Source organism: Trujillonella humicola (genome assembly GCF_046233715.1).
GTDB lineage: Bacteria > Actinomycetota > Actinomycetes > Mycobacteriales > Geodermatophilaceae > Trujillonella > Trujillonella humicola.
Window position 1 is genome coordinate 31467 of record NZ_JBJNRJ010000018.1, and the last position, 18920, is coordinate 50386.

The following is an 18920-nucleotide window of genomic DNA, read 5'->3' on the forward strand; positions in this document are numbered from 1 at the left end:
CGTGGCCAACCGCCAGCTCCCCGCGCGCCGGTACTTCGCCGCGTTCCTGCTGATCGTCGCCGGGCTCTACGCCCTGGTGTTCTTCACCGGCGACACCCGCACCCCGCAGCTGGGGCTGGACCTGCGCGGTGGCACCACGGTGACGTTGTCGGCGCAGACGCCCGGCGGGGGTGCACCCGACCCGGAGGACCTGGAGCTGGCCCGCCGGATCATCGAGCAGCGCGTCAACGGCCTGGGCGTCGCCGAGGCCTCGGTGGTCACCGAGGGCAACACGAACATCGTCATCTCGGTCCCCGGGGAGGACGGCGAGCAGGCCCGCGAGCTCGGCCAGACCGCCCAGCTGAGGTTCCGGCCGGTGATCTGCCCGTCGGTGACCGATCTCACGGGCCTGTGCTCGACGCTGGACAACACGGTGACCGGGTCGGCTCCGGACGCCCCGGCGGAGCCCGCCGACGGCACCGCGCCCACCGACGGCACCGCGCCCACCGACGGCACCGCGCCCACCGACGGCACCGCGCCCACCGACGGCACCGCGCCCACCGACGGCACCGCGCCCACCGACGGTTCGGCGCCCCCGGCCGATCCCGCGGAGCCGACCACGCCGGCGGTCGCGGCGAGCGCCGAGGAGGCGGCACCCGCCTACGACGCGCTGCGCTGCGATGCGCAGGACGAGCCGGTCCTGCCCGCCGATCCCGGCTCCTACGTCGCGGCCTGCACCGAGGACGGGCAGGGCAAGTACCTGCTGGGCCCGGCGATCATCGAGGGCACCGAGATCGAGGACGCGCGGGCCGGCACGCAGCAGGGCACCGGCGAGTGGATCGTGCTGCTGGACTTCAACGGCAACGGTGAGCAGACCTGGGCCGAGTACACGATCGCCCACCAGCAGGAGCAGGTGGCGTTCACGCTCGACGAGCGGGTCGTGTCCGCGCCGGTCATCCAGTCGGCCATCACCAGCAACCCGACGACGATCACCGGGCAGTTCGACCAGGCCGGCGCCGAGGAGCTGGCCAACCAGCTGCGCTACGGCGCCCTGCCGCTGACCTTCTCCCAGGCCACCGCGCAGTCGATCTCCACCGAGCTGGGCGAGGAGCAGCTGCAGGCCGGGCTGATCGCGGGCGCCATCGGCGTCGGGCTGGTCTTCGTGTACGCGCTGGTCTACTACCGGCTGCTCGGGCTGGTGATGATCGCCAGCCTCCTGCTGTCGGCGGTCGTCGTCTACGGCTGCCTGGTGCTGCTCGGCCGGCAGATCGGCTTCACCCTCAGCCTCGCCGGGATCGCCGGGTTCATCGTGTCGATCGGCATCACCGCCGACTCGTTCGTCGTCTACTTCGAACGGCTCAAGGACGAGATCCGCGAGGGCCGCGCGCTGCGCTCGGCCGTGCCGCGGGCCTGGGTCCGGGCGCGCCGGACGATCCTCTCGGCCGACGCGGTCAGCTTCCTGGCGGCGGCCATCCTGTACTGGCTGGCCATCGGGGACGTGAAGGGCTTCGCGTTCACGCTGGGCATGTCGACCGTCCTCGACCTCGTGGTCGTCTTCCTGTTCACCCACCCGCTGATGGTCGTGCTCGCCCGCTTCCGGTCCTTCGGCAGCAGCCGCTTGTCGGGCCTGGGCGCCAGCCTCGACCGTCCCCGCGCCCCGCGTTCCGCGGCCGCGGGCGAGCGCGAGCTGGTCGGTGCCGGGACCGGCGCGGGCAGCACCGCCATCGACAGGAGCCTCACATGAGTCGCGACGAGTCCCGGCCCGACGAGGAGATCGCGGTCGGCACGGACGCCGACGAGCGGCGGGACGCCTCGTCCGCGGCCGCCGACGCGGCTGCTACCGCCGACGACGACGCGCTGGCCGACGCCGGGCTCCCGCAGGAGGGCGCGGCCGCGCCGCGCCGGCCGCAGCGCCGCGCCTCGCTGGCCCACCGGCTCTACAACGGCGAGGCGGGGCTGGACGTCGTCGGGCGCAGCCGGTTGATCTACCGGATCACCGCCGTGGTGGTGCTGCTGTGCATCGCCACGCTCGCGTTCCGCGGGTTCAACTTCGGCATCGACTTCTCCGGTGGCAACAGCTTCCGGCTGCCCGGGACCATCGAGCAGCTGACCGAGGTCCGCGAGGCCGCCGAGGACACCGGCGCGCAGGTCGCCTCGGCCCAGGTCGTCGGCGGCAACTCCATCCTGCTGCGCACCGAGGGCCTGGACAACGACGGCGAGCGCGCGGTCGTCGCGGCGGTCGCCGAGGCGGCCGGGGTCGACGCGGACCAGGTCAGCCCCGAGGCGGTGAGCGCGGAGTGGGGCTCGGACATCACCCAGCAGGCGCTGGTCGCCCTCGTGGTGTTCCTGGTGGCGGTGATCGCCTTCCTCGCGATCAGGTTCCAGCCGAAGATGGCCATCGGGGCGATCGCCGCGCTGCTGCACGACATCGTGCTGACCGCCGGCGTCTACTCGCTGATCGGCTTCGAGGTGACGCCGGCCACGGTGGTCGGCTTCCTGACGATCCTCGGCTTCTCGCTGTACGACACCGTCGTCGTCTTCGACAAGGTCGACGAGAACGTGCGAGACCTGGAACGGTCCGCCCGCATGACCTGGGGCGAGGCCGCGAACCTGGCGGTCAACCAGACCCTGATGCGCTCGATCAACACGTCGGTGATCGCCCTGCTGCCCGTCGCCGGGCTGCTGTTCGTCGGCGTGGGCCTGCTGGGGGTCGGCACCCTCAAGGACCTCGCCCTCGTGCTCTTCGTCGGACTGGCCGCGGGCACCTACTCGTCGATCTTCCTGGCCACCCCGATCGTCGCCGACCTCAAGGAGCGCGAGCCGGAGGTGGTGGCCCTGCGCAAGCGGGTGCTCGCGCGGCGCGCCTCGGCCGCCCGCGAGGCGGCGGGCCGGGGCACCGGCCCCGGGCGCGGGCCCGTGGCCAGCGCCCGCCGCGCCCCGGCGGCCCGGCGGCAGGCCACGGTCGGCGCGGGGGCGCGCGAGGAGGACCTCGGGCCGGTCCGGGCCGACGTGGTCGTCGAGTCGCCGTCCTCGGTGGGACCGGCCGAGCCCCGCTCGGGTGCCACGGCGGCGCCGCGCCCCGGCGCACGGCCGCAGCGGCCGGCCGGCCGCCGTGGTGGCGGCAGGAAGCGCCGGTGACGGAGCCGGCCGGGGCGCAGGAGCCCCTCGACGAACTGGTCGCCTCGCTGGCGGTGGACGTGCCCGACTTCCCCGAGCCGGGGATCGTCTTCCGCGACCTGACCCCGGTCTTCGCCGACGGGCCGGCTTTCCGCCGTATCGTCGGAGGGTTGGCGTCGGCGGCGTCGGTCGACCCGCGGGTCGCCGCGCTGAGCTCCGCCCGCGACGGGGCGCACCCCGGCTTCGACGTCGTCGTGGGGGTCGAGGCGCGCGGCTTCCTGCTGGCCGCCGCGGTCGCCCTCGACGCCGGGGTCGGGGTGGTGCCGGTGCGCAAGGCCGGCAAGCTGCCCCGCGGCCGGGTGTCGGCCAGCTACGACCTGGAGTACGGGTCGGCGACGCTGGAGATGCACACCGACTCCGTCACGCCGGGTCAGCGGGTGCTCGTGGTGGACGACGTGCTCGCCACGGGCGGCACGCTGTCCGCGGCCATCGGGCTGGTGGAGGAGCTGGGCGGGGTGGTCACCGCCGTGTCCGTGGTCGTCGAGCTCGCCGACCTCGGTGGCCGCCAGGTCCTGGCGCCGCACACCGTGCACTCCCTCTGGACCGCCTGAGGCACGGGCGGCGCCGGGCGCCACCGGACGGGGCTGCGGCCCGGCGGTTCGCGGGACCGGAGGGCCACCCGTCTAGCATGGGAGGGTCCGTCCTCCTCGAGCCCGCAGGAGTTCCCGTGGCCCCCGACGCCGCCGCCACCAACGTGGCTGCCGGGCGTCCGGGAGGGGTGCCGCCGGCCGCGGAGCCGGCCGCCCTGCCGCCCGGTCCCCCGGCGGCCGAGCGCGCGCCGCTGCCGGCCCGGCCGCTGGTGCGCCGTCCCGACGACGTGGGGTCCGAGCCGCCCGCCGAGAACGACGCCGCGGCTCCACGCCGCCGGGTCCGCGACCGGCTGGCCCGACGGATCGTCGCCGGGCAGCGCAGTCCGGTCGTCCGCCCGGTGCTCGAGCCGCTGGCCGCCCTGCACCGCCAGAGCCACCCCAAGGCCGACCTGGCGCTCCTGCAGCGCGCCTACGACGTCGCCGAGGCCGCGCACGCCAGCCAGAAGCGCAAGAGCGGCGACCCCTACATCACCCACCCGCTGGCCGTGTCGACCATCCTCGCCGGCCTGGGCATGGACACCACGACGCTCATCGCGGCCCTGCTGCACGACACGGTCGAGGACACCGGTGTCACGCTGGAGTCGATCACGGAGGACTTCGGGCCCGAGGTCGCGCACCTGGTCGACGGGGTCACTAAGATCGACAAGGTCAAGCTGGGCGACGCCGCCCAGGCCGAGACGATCCGCAAGATGATCGTCGCGATGTCCCGGGACCCGCGGGTCCTGGTGATCAAGCTCGCCGACCGGCTGCACAACATGCGCACGCTGCGCTTCCTCCCGCCGGAGAAGCAGGAGAAGAAGGCGCGGGAGACGCTGGAGATCCTCGCCCCGCTGGCCCACCGGCTGGGCATGAACACCATCAAGTGGGAGCTCGAGGACCTCGCGTTCGCGACGCTCTACCCCAAGCGCTACGACGAGATCGTGCGACTGGTCGCCGAGCGGGCGCCGTCGCGCGACACCTACCTCGCCGAGGTCGCCGCCTCGGTGACCGACCAGCTCAAGGCCGCCGGCATCGAGGCCGTGGTCACCGGCCGGCCCAAGCACTACTACTCGATCTACCAGAAGATGATCGTGCGCGGCCGCGACTTCACCGACATCTGGGACCTGGTCGGGATCCGGATCCTGGTCGACTCGGTCCGCGACTGCTACGCGGCGCTGGGCATCATGCACGCCCACTGGCAGCCTGTGCCGGGGCGCTTCAAGGACTTCGTGGCGATGCCGAAGTTCAACATGTACCAGTCGCTGCACACGACCGTGATCGGTCCGCAGGGCAAGCCGGTCGAGCTGCAGATCCGCACGCACGACATGCACCGCACCGCCGAGTACGGGATCGCCGCGCACTGGAAGTACAAGGAGAAGGCCCGGGCCGGCGGCCGGCCGGCGGCGGGGGAGTTCGGGGCGTCCAAGGCGGGGTCCCCCGACGACATGCTGTGGCTGCGCCAGCTGCTGGACTGGCAGCGCGAGGCGCAGGAGCCCGGGGAGTTCCTGGAGACGCTGCGCTACGACCTCGGTCCGCAGGAGGTCTTCGTCTTCACGCCCAAGGGCGACGTGGTGAGCCTGCCGGGCGACTCCACCCCGGTCGACTTCGCCTACGCCGTGCACACCGAGGTCGGCCACCGGTGCATCGGCGCCCGCGTCAACGGCGCCCTCGTCTCGCTGGACAGCCGGCTGACCAACGGCGACGTCGTGGAGATCTTCACCTCCAAGTCACCGACCGCCGGCCCGTCGAAGGACTGGCTGACCTTCGTCGGGTCCTCCCGGGCGCGCACCAAGATCCGGCAGTGGTTCACCAAGGAGCGCCGCGAGGACGCCGTCGAGGCCGGCAAGGACGCGCTGACGCGGGCGATGCGCAAGGCGGGCCTCCCGCTGCAGCGGCTGCTCGGCGGTGAGGCGCTGTCCACGCTGGCCAAGGACCTCCGGTACGCCGACGTCACCGCGCTGTACGCCGCGGTGGGGGAGAACCAGCTCTCGGCCGCGTCGGTGGTCGAGAAGCTCATCGCGGCGCTGGGCGGCACCGAGGGAGCGGTCGAGGACATCGCCGAGACGGCGATCCCCACCCGCCGGGTCGGTCCCCGGCGCAGCACCGGCGGCGACCCCGGCATCGTCGTGCACGGCATGAGCGACGTGTGGGCCAAGCTCGCCAAGTGCTGCACCCCCGTGCCCGGGGACGAGGTGCTCGGCTTCGTCACGCGCGGCGGCGGCGTCAGCGTGCACCGCACCGACTGCACCAACGCCGCCGACCTGCAGCGCAAGCCCGAGCGGCTGGTCGAGGTCGAGTGGGCCAGCCAGCCCGGCTCGGTGTTCCTGGTCGCCATCCAGGTGGAGGCCCTCGACCGGCACCGGCTGCTCTCCGACGTCACCAAGGCCCTGGCCGACGAGCGGGTCAACATCCTGTCCGCCTCGGTGCAGACCAGCCGCGACCGCGTCGCCATCAGCCGCTTCACCTTCGAGCTCGCCGACCCCGCCCACCTGGGCGCGGTGCTGCAGACCGTCCGCAACGTCGACGGCGTCTTCGACGTGGAGCGCGTCACCGCCTGACCGGCGTGGCCCTGATCGGGTCAGCCGGTCAGGACGCGTCCTGCCTCAGCACAGCGGTGGCGCAGGACCCTCCGCGGTGCGGGAGGACGCCGTTCAGGCCGTCTCTGGGTCGGCCAGGAACGCCGGGTTCTCGCAGGTGGCTCCCGGTTCGGGGGTCGTCCCGGGGTTCTGCGTGAACTCCTGGGCGAAGGCCTCCAGCCGCGGGTCGTCCACGGAGTCGGTCGCGAGCTGGTGGTTCCAGGACTGGATGCTCACGGGCCGGCCCAGCCCCGTGTAGGGCGACATCATCCGGTACGGGACGCCGTCGACGAGGGCGGCCAGGGTCGCGACGTCGCCGTCGGACAGCAGGTCCGGGTCGTAGGTGACCCACACGGCACCGTGCTCCAGGGAGTGCACCGCGTTCTCGTGCCGGATGTCGACGTCGTACACCGTGCCCGTGCAGTCCGCCCAGGAGGGGTCGTGCGGCCCGCCGACCGGCGGGGACTCCGCGTAGTCGACGCCCGAGGTCACGTGCTCCTGGCCCACTGCGTAGTCGTACTCCTGCACGGACGACGGGCCGCCCCCGCCGCCCGCCGGCGAGGCGGTGCCGGTGACGGTCGAGGTGCACCCGGCCGCCGCGCCGGCGGCGAGCAGCGTCGCTCCGGCCAGCCGCGCGGCCCGGGAGCTCACGCGAGGACCTCGGCCGACTCGATGACGAGGTCCTCCTCGGGCGCGCCGCCGCCGGGACTGGGCTCGAACGCGCCGTCGTGGCCGGCCGCGGCGATCTCCTGCACGACGGCGAGGCCGGCGTCGTCCAGCGTGCCGACGACGGTGTAGGCCGGCGGGAGCCGGGTGTCGACGTAGCAGATGAAGAACTGGCTGCCCGTCGAGCCGGGCCGGCCGCTGTTGGCCATGGCCACCGAGCCGGCCGGGTACTGCGTGTCGGCGGTGACCTCCTCGGCGAACCGGTAACCCGGCCCGCCGGTACCGGTGCCGGTCGGGTCGCCGCACTGCAGGACGCCGAACGCCGGCTGGTCGACCAGCCGGTGGCAGGGGCTGCCGTCGAAGAAGCCGGTGTCGGCGAGGTAGCCCATGCTGGCCGCCGCGCACGGGGCGCCGGCGGAGTCCAGCGTGATGGTCAGCTCCCCCTGGCCGAGCGTCATGGCGACCGTCGTGGTGCCCTCGGCGGCGACCTCGGCCGGTGGGGTGCCGACGTCGACGCCGCTGCCGTCGGGGACCCAGTCGCAGGCGACGGTCGCCCCACCGATCCCGGGGCCGCCCGGCCCGCCCTCGCTCTCCCCGGGCGATGCGGTGCCGGGCACCTCGGCGGCGCAGCCGGTGAGGAGCACCGCCGCGAGGGCCGTCAGGGCGAGCGCGGCGCGCGGCCGCGTCACTGCACGACCGTCACGGACTCGATGGTCACCGGGGTGTTGGGGGCTCCGCCGCCGGGCGAGGGCTCGAAGGAGCCGTCGTTGCCTGCCGCGGCGACCTGGTCGAGCACCGCGAGGCCGGCCTCGTCGACCGTCCCCACCGGGGTGTAGCTCGGCGGGAGCTCGGTGTCGACGAAGCAGAGGAAGAACTGGCTGCCGGTCGAGCCGGGCTGGCCGCTGTTGGCCATCGCGATGGTGCCGCGCGGGTAGGTGGTGCCCTGGGGCACCTCCTCGAAGAAGCGGTAGCCGGGCCCGCCGGTACCGGTGCCGGTCGGGTCGCCGCACTGCAGCACACCGAACGCCGGCTGGTTGACCATGCGGTGGCAGGGGCTGCCGTCGAAGAAGCCGACCGAGGCGAGGTGGGTGAAGCTGGACGCCGCGCACGGGGCCTGCGCCCGGTCCAGGGTGAAGGTCATGGCGCCGGCCGACGTGGACACGGCCAGGGTGCTGGTGCCCTCCGCGGGAGTGGCCTCCTCGTCGGGCGGCAGGCCGACGTCGGTGCCGGAGCCGTCGGGGGCGAAGTCGCAGGTCACCGTGCCGTCGGGGTTCACCACCGGCGGGGCCGGCGACTCGGGGGCCGTGGCCGGGTCCGTGGCGGAGGTCGTCCCGTCGGCGACGGTGGGGTCGTCGTCGTCCCCGCCGAGCACGGCCACGAGCAGCACCGCGCCCGCGACGAGGACGACCGCGGCGACGGTCACGGTGACGAGCAGGTTGCGGCGGCGCCTGCGGGCCAGCTCGGCGCGGCGCTCCAGCTGGCGCTGCAGGTGGCGCTGGGCAGCCTGGCGTCGCTGCTTGTTGCTCGGCACGGGGGGACGCTCCTCGGGGCGTGCGGGTGCTGCGGGGCCGGCCCGGGCGACCGCGCCCGGGCGGGCCCCCGCCGGTCGGCTCGCGAGTCTAGGCGGCCGGGCTGGGGATCCCCGGGCACGCACGGGGCGGGTCGGGCAGCAGCACGCGCGGTGATCACGCCCGCGTAACCTGCACGGGTGCTCATCCGCTCGTTCCCGGCCGGCGCCTTCGGCACCAACTGCTACGCCGTCGCCACCGGGCGGGGCCAGGAGTGCGTCGTCGTCGACCCCGGCATGGACGCCGTCGGCCCCCTGTCCCAGCTGCTCGCCGAGGACGGACTCAAGCCCGTCGCCGTCGTCCTCACCCACGGCCACCTGGACCACACCTTCTCCGTGGTGCCGGTGTGCGAGGGCTACGACATCCCCGCCTACATCCACCCCGCCGACACCGGCATGCTCAGCGACCCGGTCGCGTGGCACGGGCCGGCGCTCGCGCCGCTGATCCGCGGCGCGCGCCTCCCCGACCCGTCGGAGGTCCGGACGCTCGACGACGGTGCGGTGCTGGAGCTGGCCGGAGTCACGCTGACCGTCCGGCACGCGCCGGGGCACACGCAGGGCTCGGTGGTGTTCTCCCTGGACCTCGGGGAGTCGCCGGGGCTGCTGGCCGGTGACGTCCTGTTCGCCGGGTCGGTCGGCCGCGTCGACCTGCCCGGGGGGTCCTGGGAGTCCATGCTCGGCTCGCTGCGCGACGTCGTCCTCCCGCTCGACGACGCCACGGTCGTGCTCCCCGGCCACGGCCCGGCCACGACCATCGGCCGGGAGCGCGCCACGAACCCCTACCTCGCCGAGGCCGCGGCCTCCGCCGCCGGTCCGGCGCCGAAGGGGCGTGGATTGTGAGTCGAACGGGGGGCGCTGTGAGCGGGCTGAGCGCGCCGAAGGGCACCTTCGACACGCTGCCGCCGGACTCCGCGCGCTTCCTGGCCGTCCGCGACCTGCTCACCGCGCCGCTGCGGCGGGCCGGCTACGGCTACGTCGAGACGCCGGTGTTCGAGGAGACCGCCGTGTTCTCCCGCGGCGTGGGGGAGTCCACCGACGTCGTGACGAAGGAGATGTACACCTTCGACGACCGCGGCGGCCGCTCGCTCACCCTGCGCCCCGAGCTGACCGCGGGCCTCATGCGGGCGTTCATCGAGCACCGGCTCGTGCAGGGCGCGCTGCCGGTGAAGCTGTGGACCGTCGGCTCGGCGTTCCGCTACGAGCGGCCGCAGGCGGGCCGGTTCCGGCACTTCACCCAGGTCGACATGGAGGCCCTCGGGGTCGACGACCCCGCGCTGGACGCCGAGGTGGTGGCCCTGGGCGTGCAGGGGTTCCGCGATCTCGGGCTCACCGACTTCGAGCTGCTGCTGACCTCGCTGGGCGATGCGACCTGCCGGCCGCAGTACCGCGAGCTGCTCGTCGCGCACCTGGAGAAGCTCGACCTCGACGAGGACACCCGCCGCCGGGCGGCGATCAACCCGCTGCGGGTGCTCGACGACAAGCGGCCCGAGGTGCAGGCACAGCTCGACGACGCCCCGCTCATGGTCGACCACCTGTCGGACTCCACGAGGGCGCACTACGACGCCGTCCGCCAGCACCTGACCGACCTCGGCGTGACCTGGACCGAGGCGCCGCGGCTGGTCCGCGGCCTGGACTACTACACGAAGACGACGTTCGAGTTCGTGCACGCAGGCCTCGGCGCGCAGTCGGCGATCGGTGGCGGCGGCGGCTACGACGGGCTGTCGGCGGCGCTCGGCGGCCCGGACGTCTCCGGCATCGGCTACGCCGTCGGGGTGGACCGGACGCTGCTCGCGGTGCAGGCCGAGGGGCTCGACATCGGCGCCGCGGCCGGCGTGCAGGCCTTCGTCGTCCCGCTGGGGGCCGAGGCCAAGCGGCTGGCGGTCCGGTTGGTCGGGCAGCTGCGGGCAGCCGGGATCGCGGCCGACACCGTGTACGGCGACCGCGGCCTGAAGGGCGCGATGAAGGCCGCCGACCGCTCCGGGGCCACGCACGCCGTCGTCATCGGTGAGCGGGACCTCGCCGACGGCGTGGGGCAGCTCAAGGACCTGCGCACCGGCGAGCAGACCGCCGTCCCGGTCGGGGAGCTGTTCGAGACCGTGCGTGCAACGGTGGGGGCATGAGCATGGAGCAGCGGCCGCTGGGCCGGACCGGGGCCGAGGTCGGCGTCGTCGGCCTGGGCACGTGGCAGCTGGGCGGCGACTGGGGCGACGTCGACGACGAGGCGGCCGAGGCGGTGCTCGAGGCGGCGCTCGACGCCGGGGTGACCCTGCTCGACACCGCCGACGTCTACGGCGACGGCCGGTCCGAGGAGCGGATCCGCCGGGCGCTCGTGCTGCGGTCCGAGCGCCCCTTCGTCGCGACCAAGGCCGGCCGGCGCGCGGACCCGTTCACCGCCGAGCAGTACACGCCGGAGAACCTGCGGGCCTGGGTCGACCGCTCGCGCCGCAACCTGGGCGTGCAGACCCTCGACCTGGTCCAGCTGCACTGCCCGCCGGCCGCCGTCTACTCCGACGAGCGCGTCTACGACACGCTCGACGGGTTCGTCGCCGACGGCTCCATCGCCGCCTACGGCGTCTCGGTGGAGACCGTCGCCGAGGGGCTCACCGCGCTGCAGCACCCCGGCGTGGCCACCGTCCAGGTCATCCTCAACGTGTTCCGCCGCAAGCCGCTGGAGGAGCTGCTGCCCGCGGCGCAGGCCGCCGAGGTCGGGATCCTGGCCCGGGTGCCGCTGGCCAGCGGGCTGCTCACCGGGAGGTACGACGAGTCGACGACGTTCCCGGCCGACGACCACCGCACGTTCAACCGCAACGGCGAGGCCTTCGACGTCGGTGAGACCTTCTCCGGCGTCCCGTTCGACGTCGGGGTCGCCGCGGCCCGCGAGGTCGCCGAGATCGCCGGGGACGCCCCGACGGCGGCCTTCGCGCTGCGCTGGGTCATCGACCAGCCCGGCGTCACGACGGTCATCCCCGGCGCCCGGAACGTGGAGCAGGTGCGCGGCAACGTCGCCGCCGCCGGTATGCCGCGCCTCACCGAGGGTCAGCTCGCCGACCTCGAGCGGGTGTACGACGAGCGCATCCGCGCGCACGTGCACAACCGCTGGTAACCCGACCTCCCCCCACAGAGAGAGATCCCCCGTGCTCCGCACCCATGACGCCGGCACCCTGCGCGCCTCCGACGCCGGCTCGCAGGTCACCCTCGCCGGCTGGGTCGCCCGCCGCCGCGACCACGGCGGCGTGGTCTTCCTCGACCTGCGCGACGCCTCCGGCTACGTGCAGGTCGTCGTCCGCGAGGAGGAGGCGCACGCCCTCCGCAACGAGTACTGCGTGCTGGTCACCGGGGAGGTCCGCCGGCGGCCGGCGGGCAACGAGAACCCCGAGCTGCCCACCGGCGAGATCGAGGTCGTCGCCGGTGAGCTGCGGGTGCTGTCGTCGGCCGCCCCGCTGCCCTTCCCGATCGAGACCGACACGGCCGCCTCCGACGACGTCCGCTACCGGTTCCGCTACCTGGACCTGCGGCGCCAGGACCCGGCCCGGATCATGCGGCTGCGCAGCGAGATCAACCGGATCGCGCGGACCGCCATGGCCGGTCACGGGTTCACCGAGGTGGAGACGCCGACGCTGACCCGCTCGACGCCCGAGGGCGCCCGCGACTTCGTCGTCCCGGTCCGCCTGCAGCCGGGCAAGTGGTACGCCCTGCCCCAGTCGCCGCAGCTGTTCAAGCAGCTGCTGATGATCGGCGGGCTGGAGCGCTACTACCAGATCGCCCGCTGCTTCCGGGACGAGGACTTCCGCGCCGACCGGCAGCCGGAGTTCACCCAGCTGGACTTCGAGATGAGCTTCGTCGAGCGCGACGACGTCCTGGCCATCGCCGAGGACGTCGTCCGCGCGCTGTGGCGGGAGCTGGCCTCCTACGAGGTGCCGGAGATCCCCCGGATGACCTACCGCGAGGCGATGGACCGGTTCGGCTCCGACAAGCCCGACCTGCGCTTCGGCGTCGAGCTGACCGAGCTCACCGAGTTCTTCGCCGGGACGCCGTTCCGGGTGTTCCAGGCGCCGTACGTGGGTGCGGTGGTCATGCCCGGCGGCGGCTCGCAGCCGCGGCGGGCGTTCGATGCCTGGCAGGACTGGGCGCGCTCCCGCGGCTCCCGCGGCCTGGCGTACGTGACGATCGCCGAGGACGGCACGCTCGGCGGTCCGGTCGCCAAGAACATCTCCGACGCCGAGCGGGCGGGCCTGGTCGAGGCCGTCGGCGCGGAGCCCGGGGACTGCGTGTTCTTCGCCGCCGGTGCCCGCCGCACCTCCCAGGAGCTGCTCGGCGCCGCGCGCAACGAGATCGCCAGGCGGCTGGAGCTGATCGAGCCCGGCACCTGGTCGTTCCTCTTCATCGTCGACTTCCCGATGTTCGAGGAGACCGAGGACGGCGACTGGACCTTCATGCACCACCCGTTCACCTCGCCCACGCCCGAGTGGCGCGACCGCTTCGCCGAGGACAAGGGTGCCGCGCTGTCCGACGCCTACGACATGGTGATCAACGGCAACGAGGTGATGAGCGGGTCGGTGCGCATCCACGACGCCGGCCTGCAGGAGCGGGTGTTCGAGACCCTCGGCATGTCGCGCGAGGAGGCCCGGGAGCGCTTCGGCTTCTTCCTCGAGGCCTTCGCCTACGGCCCGCCGCCGCACGCCGGCGCCGCGCTGGGCTGGGACCGGCTGACCGCGCTGCTCGCGGGCGTCGACTCCATCCGCGAGGTCATCGCCTTCCCCAAGACAGGTGCGGGCTTCGACCCGCTGACCGGGGCGCCGACACCGATCACCGAGGCGCAGCGCACGGAGGCCGGCATCGACGCGGAGGCCGACGAGCCGCCGCTGCCCGCCGAGCCGGGCGCGCCGGGGCCGACGTCGACGCACGTGACCATCCGCCCGTGACCGCTGCGACGTCGCCCGCCCGCGTCGACGAGATCTGCACAGTCGACGGCATCAGCCGCTGATGCCGTCGACTGTGCAGATCTCGTCGAGGCCGGGTGACCGCTAGCGTGCAGTCCATGCCGCTGCGCGCCCGCACCCTGCTCGGTCCCGGCCCGTCCAACCCCTACCCGGAGGCGACGGTCGCCCTCGGGCAGCCGCTGCTGGGGCACCTCGACCCGGTCTTCCTCGGCGTCCTGGACGAGACCTCCGACCGGCTGCGGCAGCTGTTCGGGACGGCGAACCGGCGCACCCTGCCGCTGTCGGCCACGGGCTCGGCGGGCATGGAGGCGGCGTTCGTCAACACCGTCGGCCCCGGGGACGTCGTCGTCGTGGCCGTGAACGGGCTGTTCGGCGAGCGCATGGTCGACGTCGCCTCGCGCTGCGGCGCCGAGGTCGTGCAGGTCGACCACGAGTGGGGGCAGCCGGTCGACGCCGAGCGGGTGCTGGCCGCTCACCCGGGGCCGAAGCTGATCGCCGCCGTCCACGCCGAGACGTCCACCGGCGTCCGATCCGACCTCGCGCCGCTGGCCGCCGGCAAGGGCGACGCCCTGCTGCTCGCCGACTGCGTGACCTCCCTGGGCGGCATCCCGGTGCGGCTGGACGAGTGGGGCGTCGACCTGGCCTACTCCGGCTCGCAGAAGTGCCTCGGCGTGGCGCCGGGGCTCGCGCCGTTCACGATCGGCGACCGCGCCTGGGAGCGGCGGGTCGAGAAGCCGCAGAGCTGGTACCTCGACCTCGGCATGCTCGGCGGGTACGCCGGCGAGGCGGCCGGCAGCGGCGGGCGGACCTACCACCACACCGCGCCCACCGGCATGGTCGTCTCCCTGCACGCGGCGCTGGGCCGGATCCTCGAGGAGGGCCTGGACGCCGTCCACGCCCGGCACGCCGAGGCCGGCCGGCTGCTGCACGAGGGGCTGGCGGAGCTGGGGCTGGAGCTGTTCGCCGCCGAGGGACACCGGCTGCCGGAGCTGACCACGGTGCGGGTGCCCGAGGGCGTCGACTCCGCGAAGGTCCGGGGCGAGCTGCTGGAGCGCTACGACCTGGAGATCGGCGGCGGTGTCGGGGCCCACGCCGCGACCGTGTGGCGGATCGGCCTGATGGGGGCCAACGCCCGGCCGGAGAAGGTGGCGCTCGTGCTGGCCGCGCTCCGCGAGGTCCTCGGCCGCTGACCTCGTTGATCATCGTCGGGTGGCTGTCCTGCCCGGCGCGGCGTCCAGCCACCCGACGATGATCACCGCGGCGGGTCGGCGTCGTCAGCGCCAGCCGCGGCTCATCAGGGCCCGGCGGGTCCTCTCCAGCACCGTCGTCCGGTGCAGGTGGCGCTTGGCGAAGCGGAGGACCAGCCAGCCGTCGGCCCCCATCAGCGAGTAGCGCTCGATGTCGGTGCCGAAGGTGGCGGCGTCGGCGTGGTGCGCGCCCTCGTACTCCAGCAGCACCCGCCAGCGCGGATAGCCGAGGTCCCCGTGCGCGACCTCGTTCCCCCGGCGGTCGAGGACCGGCACCTGCGGCTCCGGATCCGGCAGGTCGCTGGTCGTCAGCCAGTACCGCATGAGGCTCTCGGGCCGCGACATCGACTTCGGTGACAGCAGGGGCGCGCAGGCCCGTGCCCGGACCACGCCCCGCACCCGCCGGCCCCGCGCCAGCCGGGCGGACAGCTCCTCCGGGGTCATCCGCCGGCGCCGCAGGAGCGCGTCGCCGACCGCCACCAGCTCGTCGGCGGGGAGGACGGCGGCGAGGTCGAGGAACGTCTGCGGCCCGGAGGTCACCCGCAGCCGGTCGAGCTCGACGACGTCGGCCGGGGACAGCGCCCGCCCGTGGACGACGAACTCGGCCCGTTGCGGGAGCACCCGCCGCGGCGTGAGCGCGACGTGGTGCCGGGCGGGTGCGTCCACCCAGGCGCCCAGCAGGGCCGCGGCGGTCCGGTGGCTGTACGCGGCGTCCGGGGGCAGGACGGTGGCGAGCACGCGCAGCCGTTCGCGCAGGTCGATGGCGTCGTCCAGGCGGACGACGAGGTCGTGGGCCATCCGGACGTAGGACGAGCCGCGCAGCTGGGCGCGGGTCAGGCCGGCCGCTCGTGCGGAGGCGGCCGAGAAGGTCGGGGGCAGGGTCATGCCCGCGCACGCTGCTCCGCCGCGCGGTGCCCGGGAGCCGTCGCGGGAGGGCTGTGGAACCGCGTCCGGGGTGTGGACGACGCGTGATCATCGGCGAGTGGTCGACCGCCACGCCGGGGGGAGCGACCACCTGCCGATGATCACCGCGGAAAAGGGGGGGAGGGGGGCGTGCTCAGCCGGCGAGGCGGGTCAGCTGCTCGGGGGTCAGCCGCAGGTCGGCCGCGGCGGCGGAGTCGGTGATCGACGCGGGCCTGGACGCGCCGGGGATCGGCAGGACGACGTCGGCCTGCGCCAGGTGCCAGGCCAGGGTCACCCGGTAGACCGAGACGTCCAGCTCCTCCGCCACCTCGGCGAACGACGGCGCCGTGGCGTCCAGCGAGCCGGCGGCCGTGACCCCGCCGAAGGGGCTCCACGGCAGGAACGCCAGGCCGTGGCCGGCGCAGTGGGCCAGTTCGTCGGCGGAGAAGCGCCAGCCGGGGGAGAACTGGTTCTGCACGGCGACCAGCGCGTCGCCGAGCACCGACCGGGCGACGTCGATCTGCGCGATGTCGGCGTTGGAGACACCGACCATGCGCACGAGGCCGGCGTCGTGCAGCGACCGCAGCCCGGCCATCGACTCCTCCCACGGCGTCTCGGGGTCGGGGCGGTGGAACTGGTACAGGTCGATCGCGTCGACGCCGAGCCGGCGCAGCGACCCCTCGCACGCGCGCCGGAGGTACCCGGGCGTGCCGTCGAGGCCCCAGTCGCTGCCCTGCCGGGTGTGCCCGCCCTTGGTGGCCACGAGGACGCCGTCGGTGCTGCCGCCGTAGGAGCGCAGCGCCCGCGCGACCAGTTCCTCGTTGTGGCCGAACTCCGCCTCGTCGCGGGCGTACGCGTCGGCGGTGTCGATGAGCGTGACCCCGGCGTCCAGGGCCGCGTGCACGACAGCCTCTGCCTCCTCCGGGGAGGGCCGGCCGGACTTGGTCGACAGCGGCATGGCGCCCAGGCCGATGGCGCTGACCGGGACGCGGCCGACGGTGTCGTTGCCGATGCTGCGCTGCTGCACGGGGGGAGCCTCTCGTAGACGGTGAGGCTGTCGTGCCCCGCGGGTAGCGTCGCAACCGTGAGTTCGCTGTTCGACGAGCCGGCCGGGGCCGCGGGCGAACCCGCCGCCGTCGACCCGGGGGCACCGCTGGCCGTGCGGATGCGGCCGCGGTCGCTGGAGGAGGTCGTCGGCCAGCAGCACCTGCTCGGCCCCCGGTCGCCGCTGCGCCGGCTGGTCGAGGCCGACGAGCCGATGTCGCTGGTCCTCTACGGCCCGCCCGGCACGGGCAAGACCACCCTGGCGCACGTCATCTCGCTGGCCACCAAGCGGCAGTTCGTCCAGCTCTCGGCGCTCGACTCCGGGGTCAAGGAGGTCCGTGCGGTCATCACCGCGGCCAAGCGCGAGCTCACCTACGCGGGCCGGCGGACCGTCCTGTTCATCGACGAGGTGCACCGCTTCTCCAAGACCCAGCAGGACTCGCTGCTCTCGGCGGTGGAGGACCGCATCGTCAGCCTCATCGCGGCCACCACCGAGAACCCGTTCTTCTCCGTGGTCAGCCCGCTGCTGTCGCGCAGCCTGGTGCTGGCGCTGCAGCCGCTGGCCGACGACGACGTCCGCGCCCTCCTGGACCGCGCGCTGAGCAGCGAGCGCGGGCTCGACGGCGCCGTGACGCTGAGCCCGGAGGCCGAGGAGCACCTGGTGCGCATCGCCGGCGGCGACGGGCGCAAGGCGCTCACCGCGCTGGAGTCCGGCGCCGGCGCGGCGCTCGCGGCGGGCGCGGAGGAGATCGACCTGGCCACGCTGGAGACGGCGGTGGCCCAGGCGGCGGTCCGCTACGACCGGCAGGGCGACCAGCACTACGACGTCGCCAGCGCGCTGATCAAGTCCATCCGCGGCAGCGACGTCGACGCGGCGCTGCACTACCTGGCCCGGATGGTCGAGGCGGGGGAGGACCCCCGCTTCATCGCCCGGCGGCTGGTCATCAGCGCCAGCGAGGACATCGGGATGGCCGACCCGACGGCGCTGCAGACCGCGGTCGCCGCGGCGCAGGCGGTGCAGCTCATCGGCATGCCCGAGGGGCACTTCCCGCTCGCCCACGCCGTCGTCCACCTGGCCACCGCCCCCAAGTCCAACGCGGTCACGGTGGCCATGGGGGAGTCGGTCGCCGACGTGCGGGCCGGCCTGGCCGGGCCGGTGCCGCCGGGCCTGCGCGACGCGCACTACGCGGGGGCGAAGAAGCTCGGGCACGGCGGTACCTACCGGTACCCGCACGACGCGCCCGACGGGATCGTCACCCAGCAGTACCCGCCCGACGCCCTGGTCGGGCGCGACTACTACCGGCCGACCCAGCGCGGCGCCGAGGGGCCCGTCGCGGCGCGGCTGCCGAAGCTGCGGGCGATCCTGCGGCGCGGCCGCTGACCACCGGCCCCACCTCTCCCGCGCGCGGCACGGGTCCGGGGGCCCGCCGACTACTGTGATCCCGCCGGGGGAACGGTGCCCGGCCGCAAGCCGACGACGAACAGGAGACCGCGCGTGTCCGCAGGAGAGTGGGCCGGACTCATCGCAGCCCTGGCGCTGGTGCTGCTGGTCGTGCTGCTGGCCGTCCCGCTGCTCAAGCTGGGCCGCACGCTGGACGAGACGACGCTGACCATCCGGCAGGTCCGCGAGCAGAGCCAGCCGATCCTGGCGCAGGCGACCACCACGGTCACCCACGTCAACAGCAACCTCGAGCGGGTCGACGACATCACGGGCAACGCCGCCAACGTGTCGAGCAACGTCGCCGCGCTGACCAGCGTCGTGGCCGCCACCCTCGGCAGCCCGCTGATCAAGGTGGCCGCGTTCAGCTACGGCGTCCGCAGCGCCGCACGCAAGCGCCGCGAGGGCCAGGCCATCGCCGAGGCCGCCCTGCGGGACAAGGAGGCGCGCCGCGCGCGCCGGGCCGCCCGGCGGGCCGCCTGATGCGCCGGCTGTTCTGGCTCGCGATGGGCATCACCATCGGCGCCCTCGTCGTCCGCAAGCTGTCGGCGGCCGCGGAGAAGCTGACGCCGCAGAGCGTGGCCGGTGCGCTGGTGGAGGGCCTGCGGGACCTCGCCGACGCGATCGGCGAGTTCGGTGCCGACGTGCGGGCCGCCGCCTCCGCACGCGAGGACGAGCTGCGGTCGGGGACCGGCCTGGACGCGCCGCTGCCCGAGCGCACGGCCGTCGAGCTGCCCGGCCGGCACAGCGCTCCGCCGCCCGCCCGCTGACCTCCGCCGGCGCCGCCGGACCGGCGCCCCACCCCTGAGAACCC

17 protein-coding genes are annotated in these 18920 nt (G+C 74.5%); 12 read left to right on the forward strand and 5 right to left on the reverse strand.

The window, feature by feature from the left end:
- The first annotated feature begins 1 nt into the window (after position 1).
- From secD to ACK586_RS11610, 4 genes are all read left to right on the forward strand, one after another.
- Complete coding sequence (gene secD / locus ACK586_RS11595) at positions 2-1723, forward strand: protein translocase subunit SecD (RefSeq protein ID WP_409330632.1); 1722 nt, start codon at positions 2-4, stop codon at positions 1721-1723.
- Positions 1720-3117 (forward strand): protein translocase subunit SecF, encoded by a 1398-nt coding sequence (gene secF, locus ACK586_RS11600; RefSeq protein WP_409330633.1) that lies wholly within the window; start codon positions 1720-1722, stop codon positions 3115-3117. Before secD ends, secF begins: the two co-directional genes overlap by 4 nt.
- Positions 3114-3707 carry an adenine phosphoribosyltransferase gene (locus ACK586_RS11605; RefSeq protein ID WP_409330634.1) on the forward strand — a complete coding sequence of 198 codons (594 nt, stop codon included), beginning with the start codon at positions 3114-3116 and terminating at the stop codon, positions 3705-3707. The genes secF and ACK586_RS11605 overlap by 4 nt, the downstream gene beginning before the upstream one ends.
- A 116-nt stretch (positions 3708-3823) precedes the next feature.
- Positions 3824-6283: a RelA/SpoT family protein gene (locus ACK586_RS11610; RefSeq protein WP_409330635.1), complete on the forward strand. Its 2460-nt coding sequence runs from the start codon at positions 3824-3826 to the stop codon at positions 6281-6283.
- Between the two features lie 93 nt (positions 6284-6376).
- Here the strand turns inward: ACK586_RS11610 and ACK586_RS11615 are convergent, their stop codons facing one another.
- Genes ACK586_RS11615 through ACK586_RS11625 form a run of 3 tightly spaced genes read right to left on the reverse strand, consistent with a single transcriptional unit; the run spans position 6377 to position 8498 of the window.
- The gene (locus tag ACK586_RS11615; RefSeq protein ID WP_409330636.1) at positions 6377-6952 is read right to left on the reverse strand and encodes a thioredoxin-like domain-containing protein; all 576 of its coding nucleotides are present in this window, start codon (positions 6950-6952) and stop codon (positions 6377-6379) included.
- Positions 6949-7656, reverse strand: coding sequence for a peptidylprolyl isomerase (locus ACK586_RS11620; RefSeq protein ID WP_409330637.1), 708 nt, complete (start codon positions 7654-7656; stop codon positions 6949-6951). Before ACK586_RS11620 ends, ACK586_RS11615 begins: the two co-directional genes overlap by 4 nt.
- Entirely contained in the window at positions 7653-8498 is an 846-nt protein-coding gene (locus tag ACK586_RS11625) for a peptidylprolyl isomerase (RefSeq protein ID WP_409330638.1), read from the reverse strand. The genes ACK586_RS11620 and ACK586_RS11625 overlap by 4 nt, the downstream gene beginning before the upstream one ends.
- A 177-nt stretch (positions 8499-8675) precedes the next feature.
- Here ACK586_RS11625 and ACK586_RS11630 point away from each other — a divergent pair, with 177 nt between their 5' ends.
- The 5 genes from ACK586_RS11630 to ACK586_RS11650 all read left to right on the forward strand — a co-directional run bounded on the left by ACK586_RS11630 (position 8676) and on the right by ACK586_RS11650 (position 14664).
- A complete protein-coding gene (locus tag ACK586_RS11630) occupies positions 8676-9374 on the forward strand; it encodes an MBL fold metallo-hydrolase (RefSeq protein WP_409330639.1) in 699 nt (232 codons plus the stop codon).
- Positions 9375-9391: 17 nt separating this feature from the next.
- Positions 9392-10654: a histidine--tRNA ligase gene (gene hisS, locus ACK586_RS11635; RefSeq protein ID WP_409330640.1), complete on the forward strand. Its 1263-nt coding sequence runs from the start codon at positions 9392-9394 to the stop codon at positions 10652-10654.
- Complete coding sequence (locus tag ACK586_RS11640) at positions 10651-11637, forward strand: aldo/keto reductase (protein WP_409330641.1); 987 nt, start codon at positions 10651-10653, stop codon at positions 11635-11637. Before hisS ends, ACK586_RS11640 begins: the two co-directional genes overlap by 4 nt.
- 31 nt (positions 11638-11668) lie before the next feature.
- The gene (gene aspS, locus ACK586_RS11645) at positions 11669-13456 is read left to right on the forward strand and encodes an aspartate--tRNA ligase (protein WP_409330642.1); all 1788 of its coding nucleotides are present in this window, start codon (positions 11669-11671) and stop codon (positions 13454-13456) included.
- Between the two features lie 116 nt (positions 13457-13572).
- Entirely contained in the window at positions 13573-14664 is a 1092-nt protein-coding gene (locus ACK586_RS11650; protein WP_409330643.1) for a pyridoxal-phosphate-dependent aminotransferase family protein, read from the forward strand.
- An 84-nt stretch (positions 14665-14748) separates the two neighbouring features.
- Here the strand turns inward: ACK586_RS11650 and ACK586_RS11655 are convergent, their stop codons facing one another.
- Together ACK586_RS11655 and ACK586_RS11660 are read right to left on the reverse strand one after the other, a co-directional pair.
- Positions 14749-15606, reverse strand: a complete 858-nt coding sequence (locus ACK586_RS11655) for a hypothetical protein (protein ID WP_409330644.1) — start codon at positions 15604-15606, stop codon at positions 14749-14751.
- A gap of 172 nt (positions 15607-15778) precedes the next feature.
- Entirely contained in the window at positions 15779-16651 is an 873-nt protein-coding gene (locus ACK586_RS11660; protein WP_409330645.1) for an aldo/keto reductase, read from the reverse strand.
- 57 nt (positions 16652-16708) lie between these two features.
- On the opposite strand from ACK586_RS11660, the gene ACK586_RS11665 reads away from it, so the two are divergent.
- From ACK586_RS11665 to ACK586_RS11675, 3 genes are all read left to right on the forward strand, one after another.
- Positions 16709-18049, forward strand: a complete 1341-nt coding sequence (locus ACK586_RS11665) for a replication-associated recombination protein A (RefSeq protein ID WP_409330646.1) — start codon at positions 16709-16711, stop codon at positions 18047-18049.
- 114 nt (positions 18050-18163) lie between these two features.
- Positions 18164-18589, forward strand: coding sequence for a DUF948 domain-containing protein (locus ACK586_RS11670; protein WP_409330647.1), 426 nt, complete (start codon positions 18164-18166; stop codon positions 18587-18589).
- Positions 18589-18876 carry a hypothetical protein gene (locus tag ACK586_RS11675; RefSeq protein WP_409330648.1) on the forward strand — a complete coding sequence of 96 codons (288 nt, stop codon included), beginning with the start codon at positions 18589-18591 and terminating at the stop codon, positions 18874-18876. The genes ACK586_RS11670 and ACK586_RS11675 overlap by 1 nt, the downstream gene beginning before the upstream one ends.
- Positions 18877-18920 lie beyond the last annotated feature (44 nt).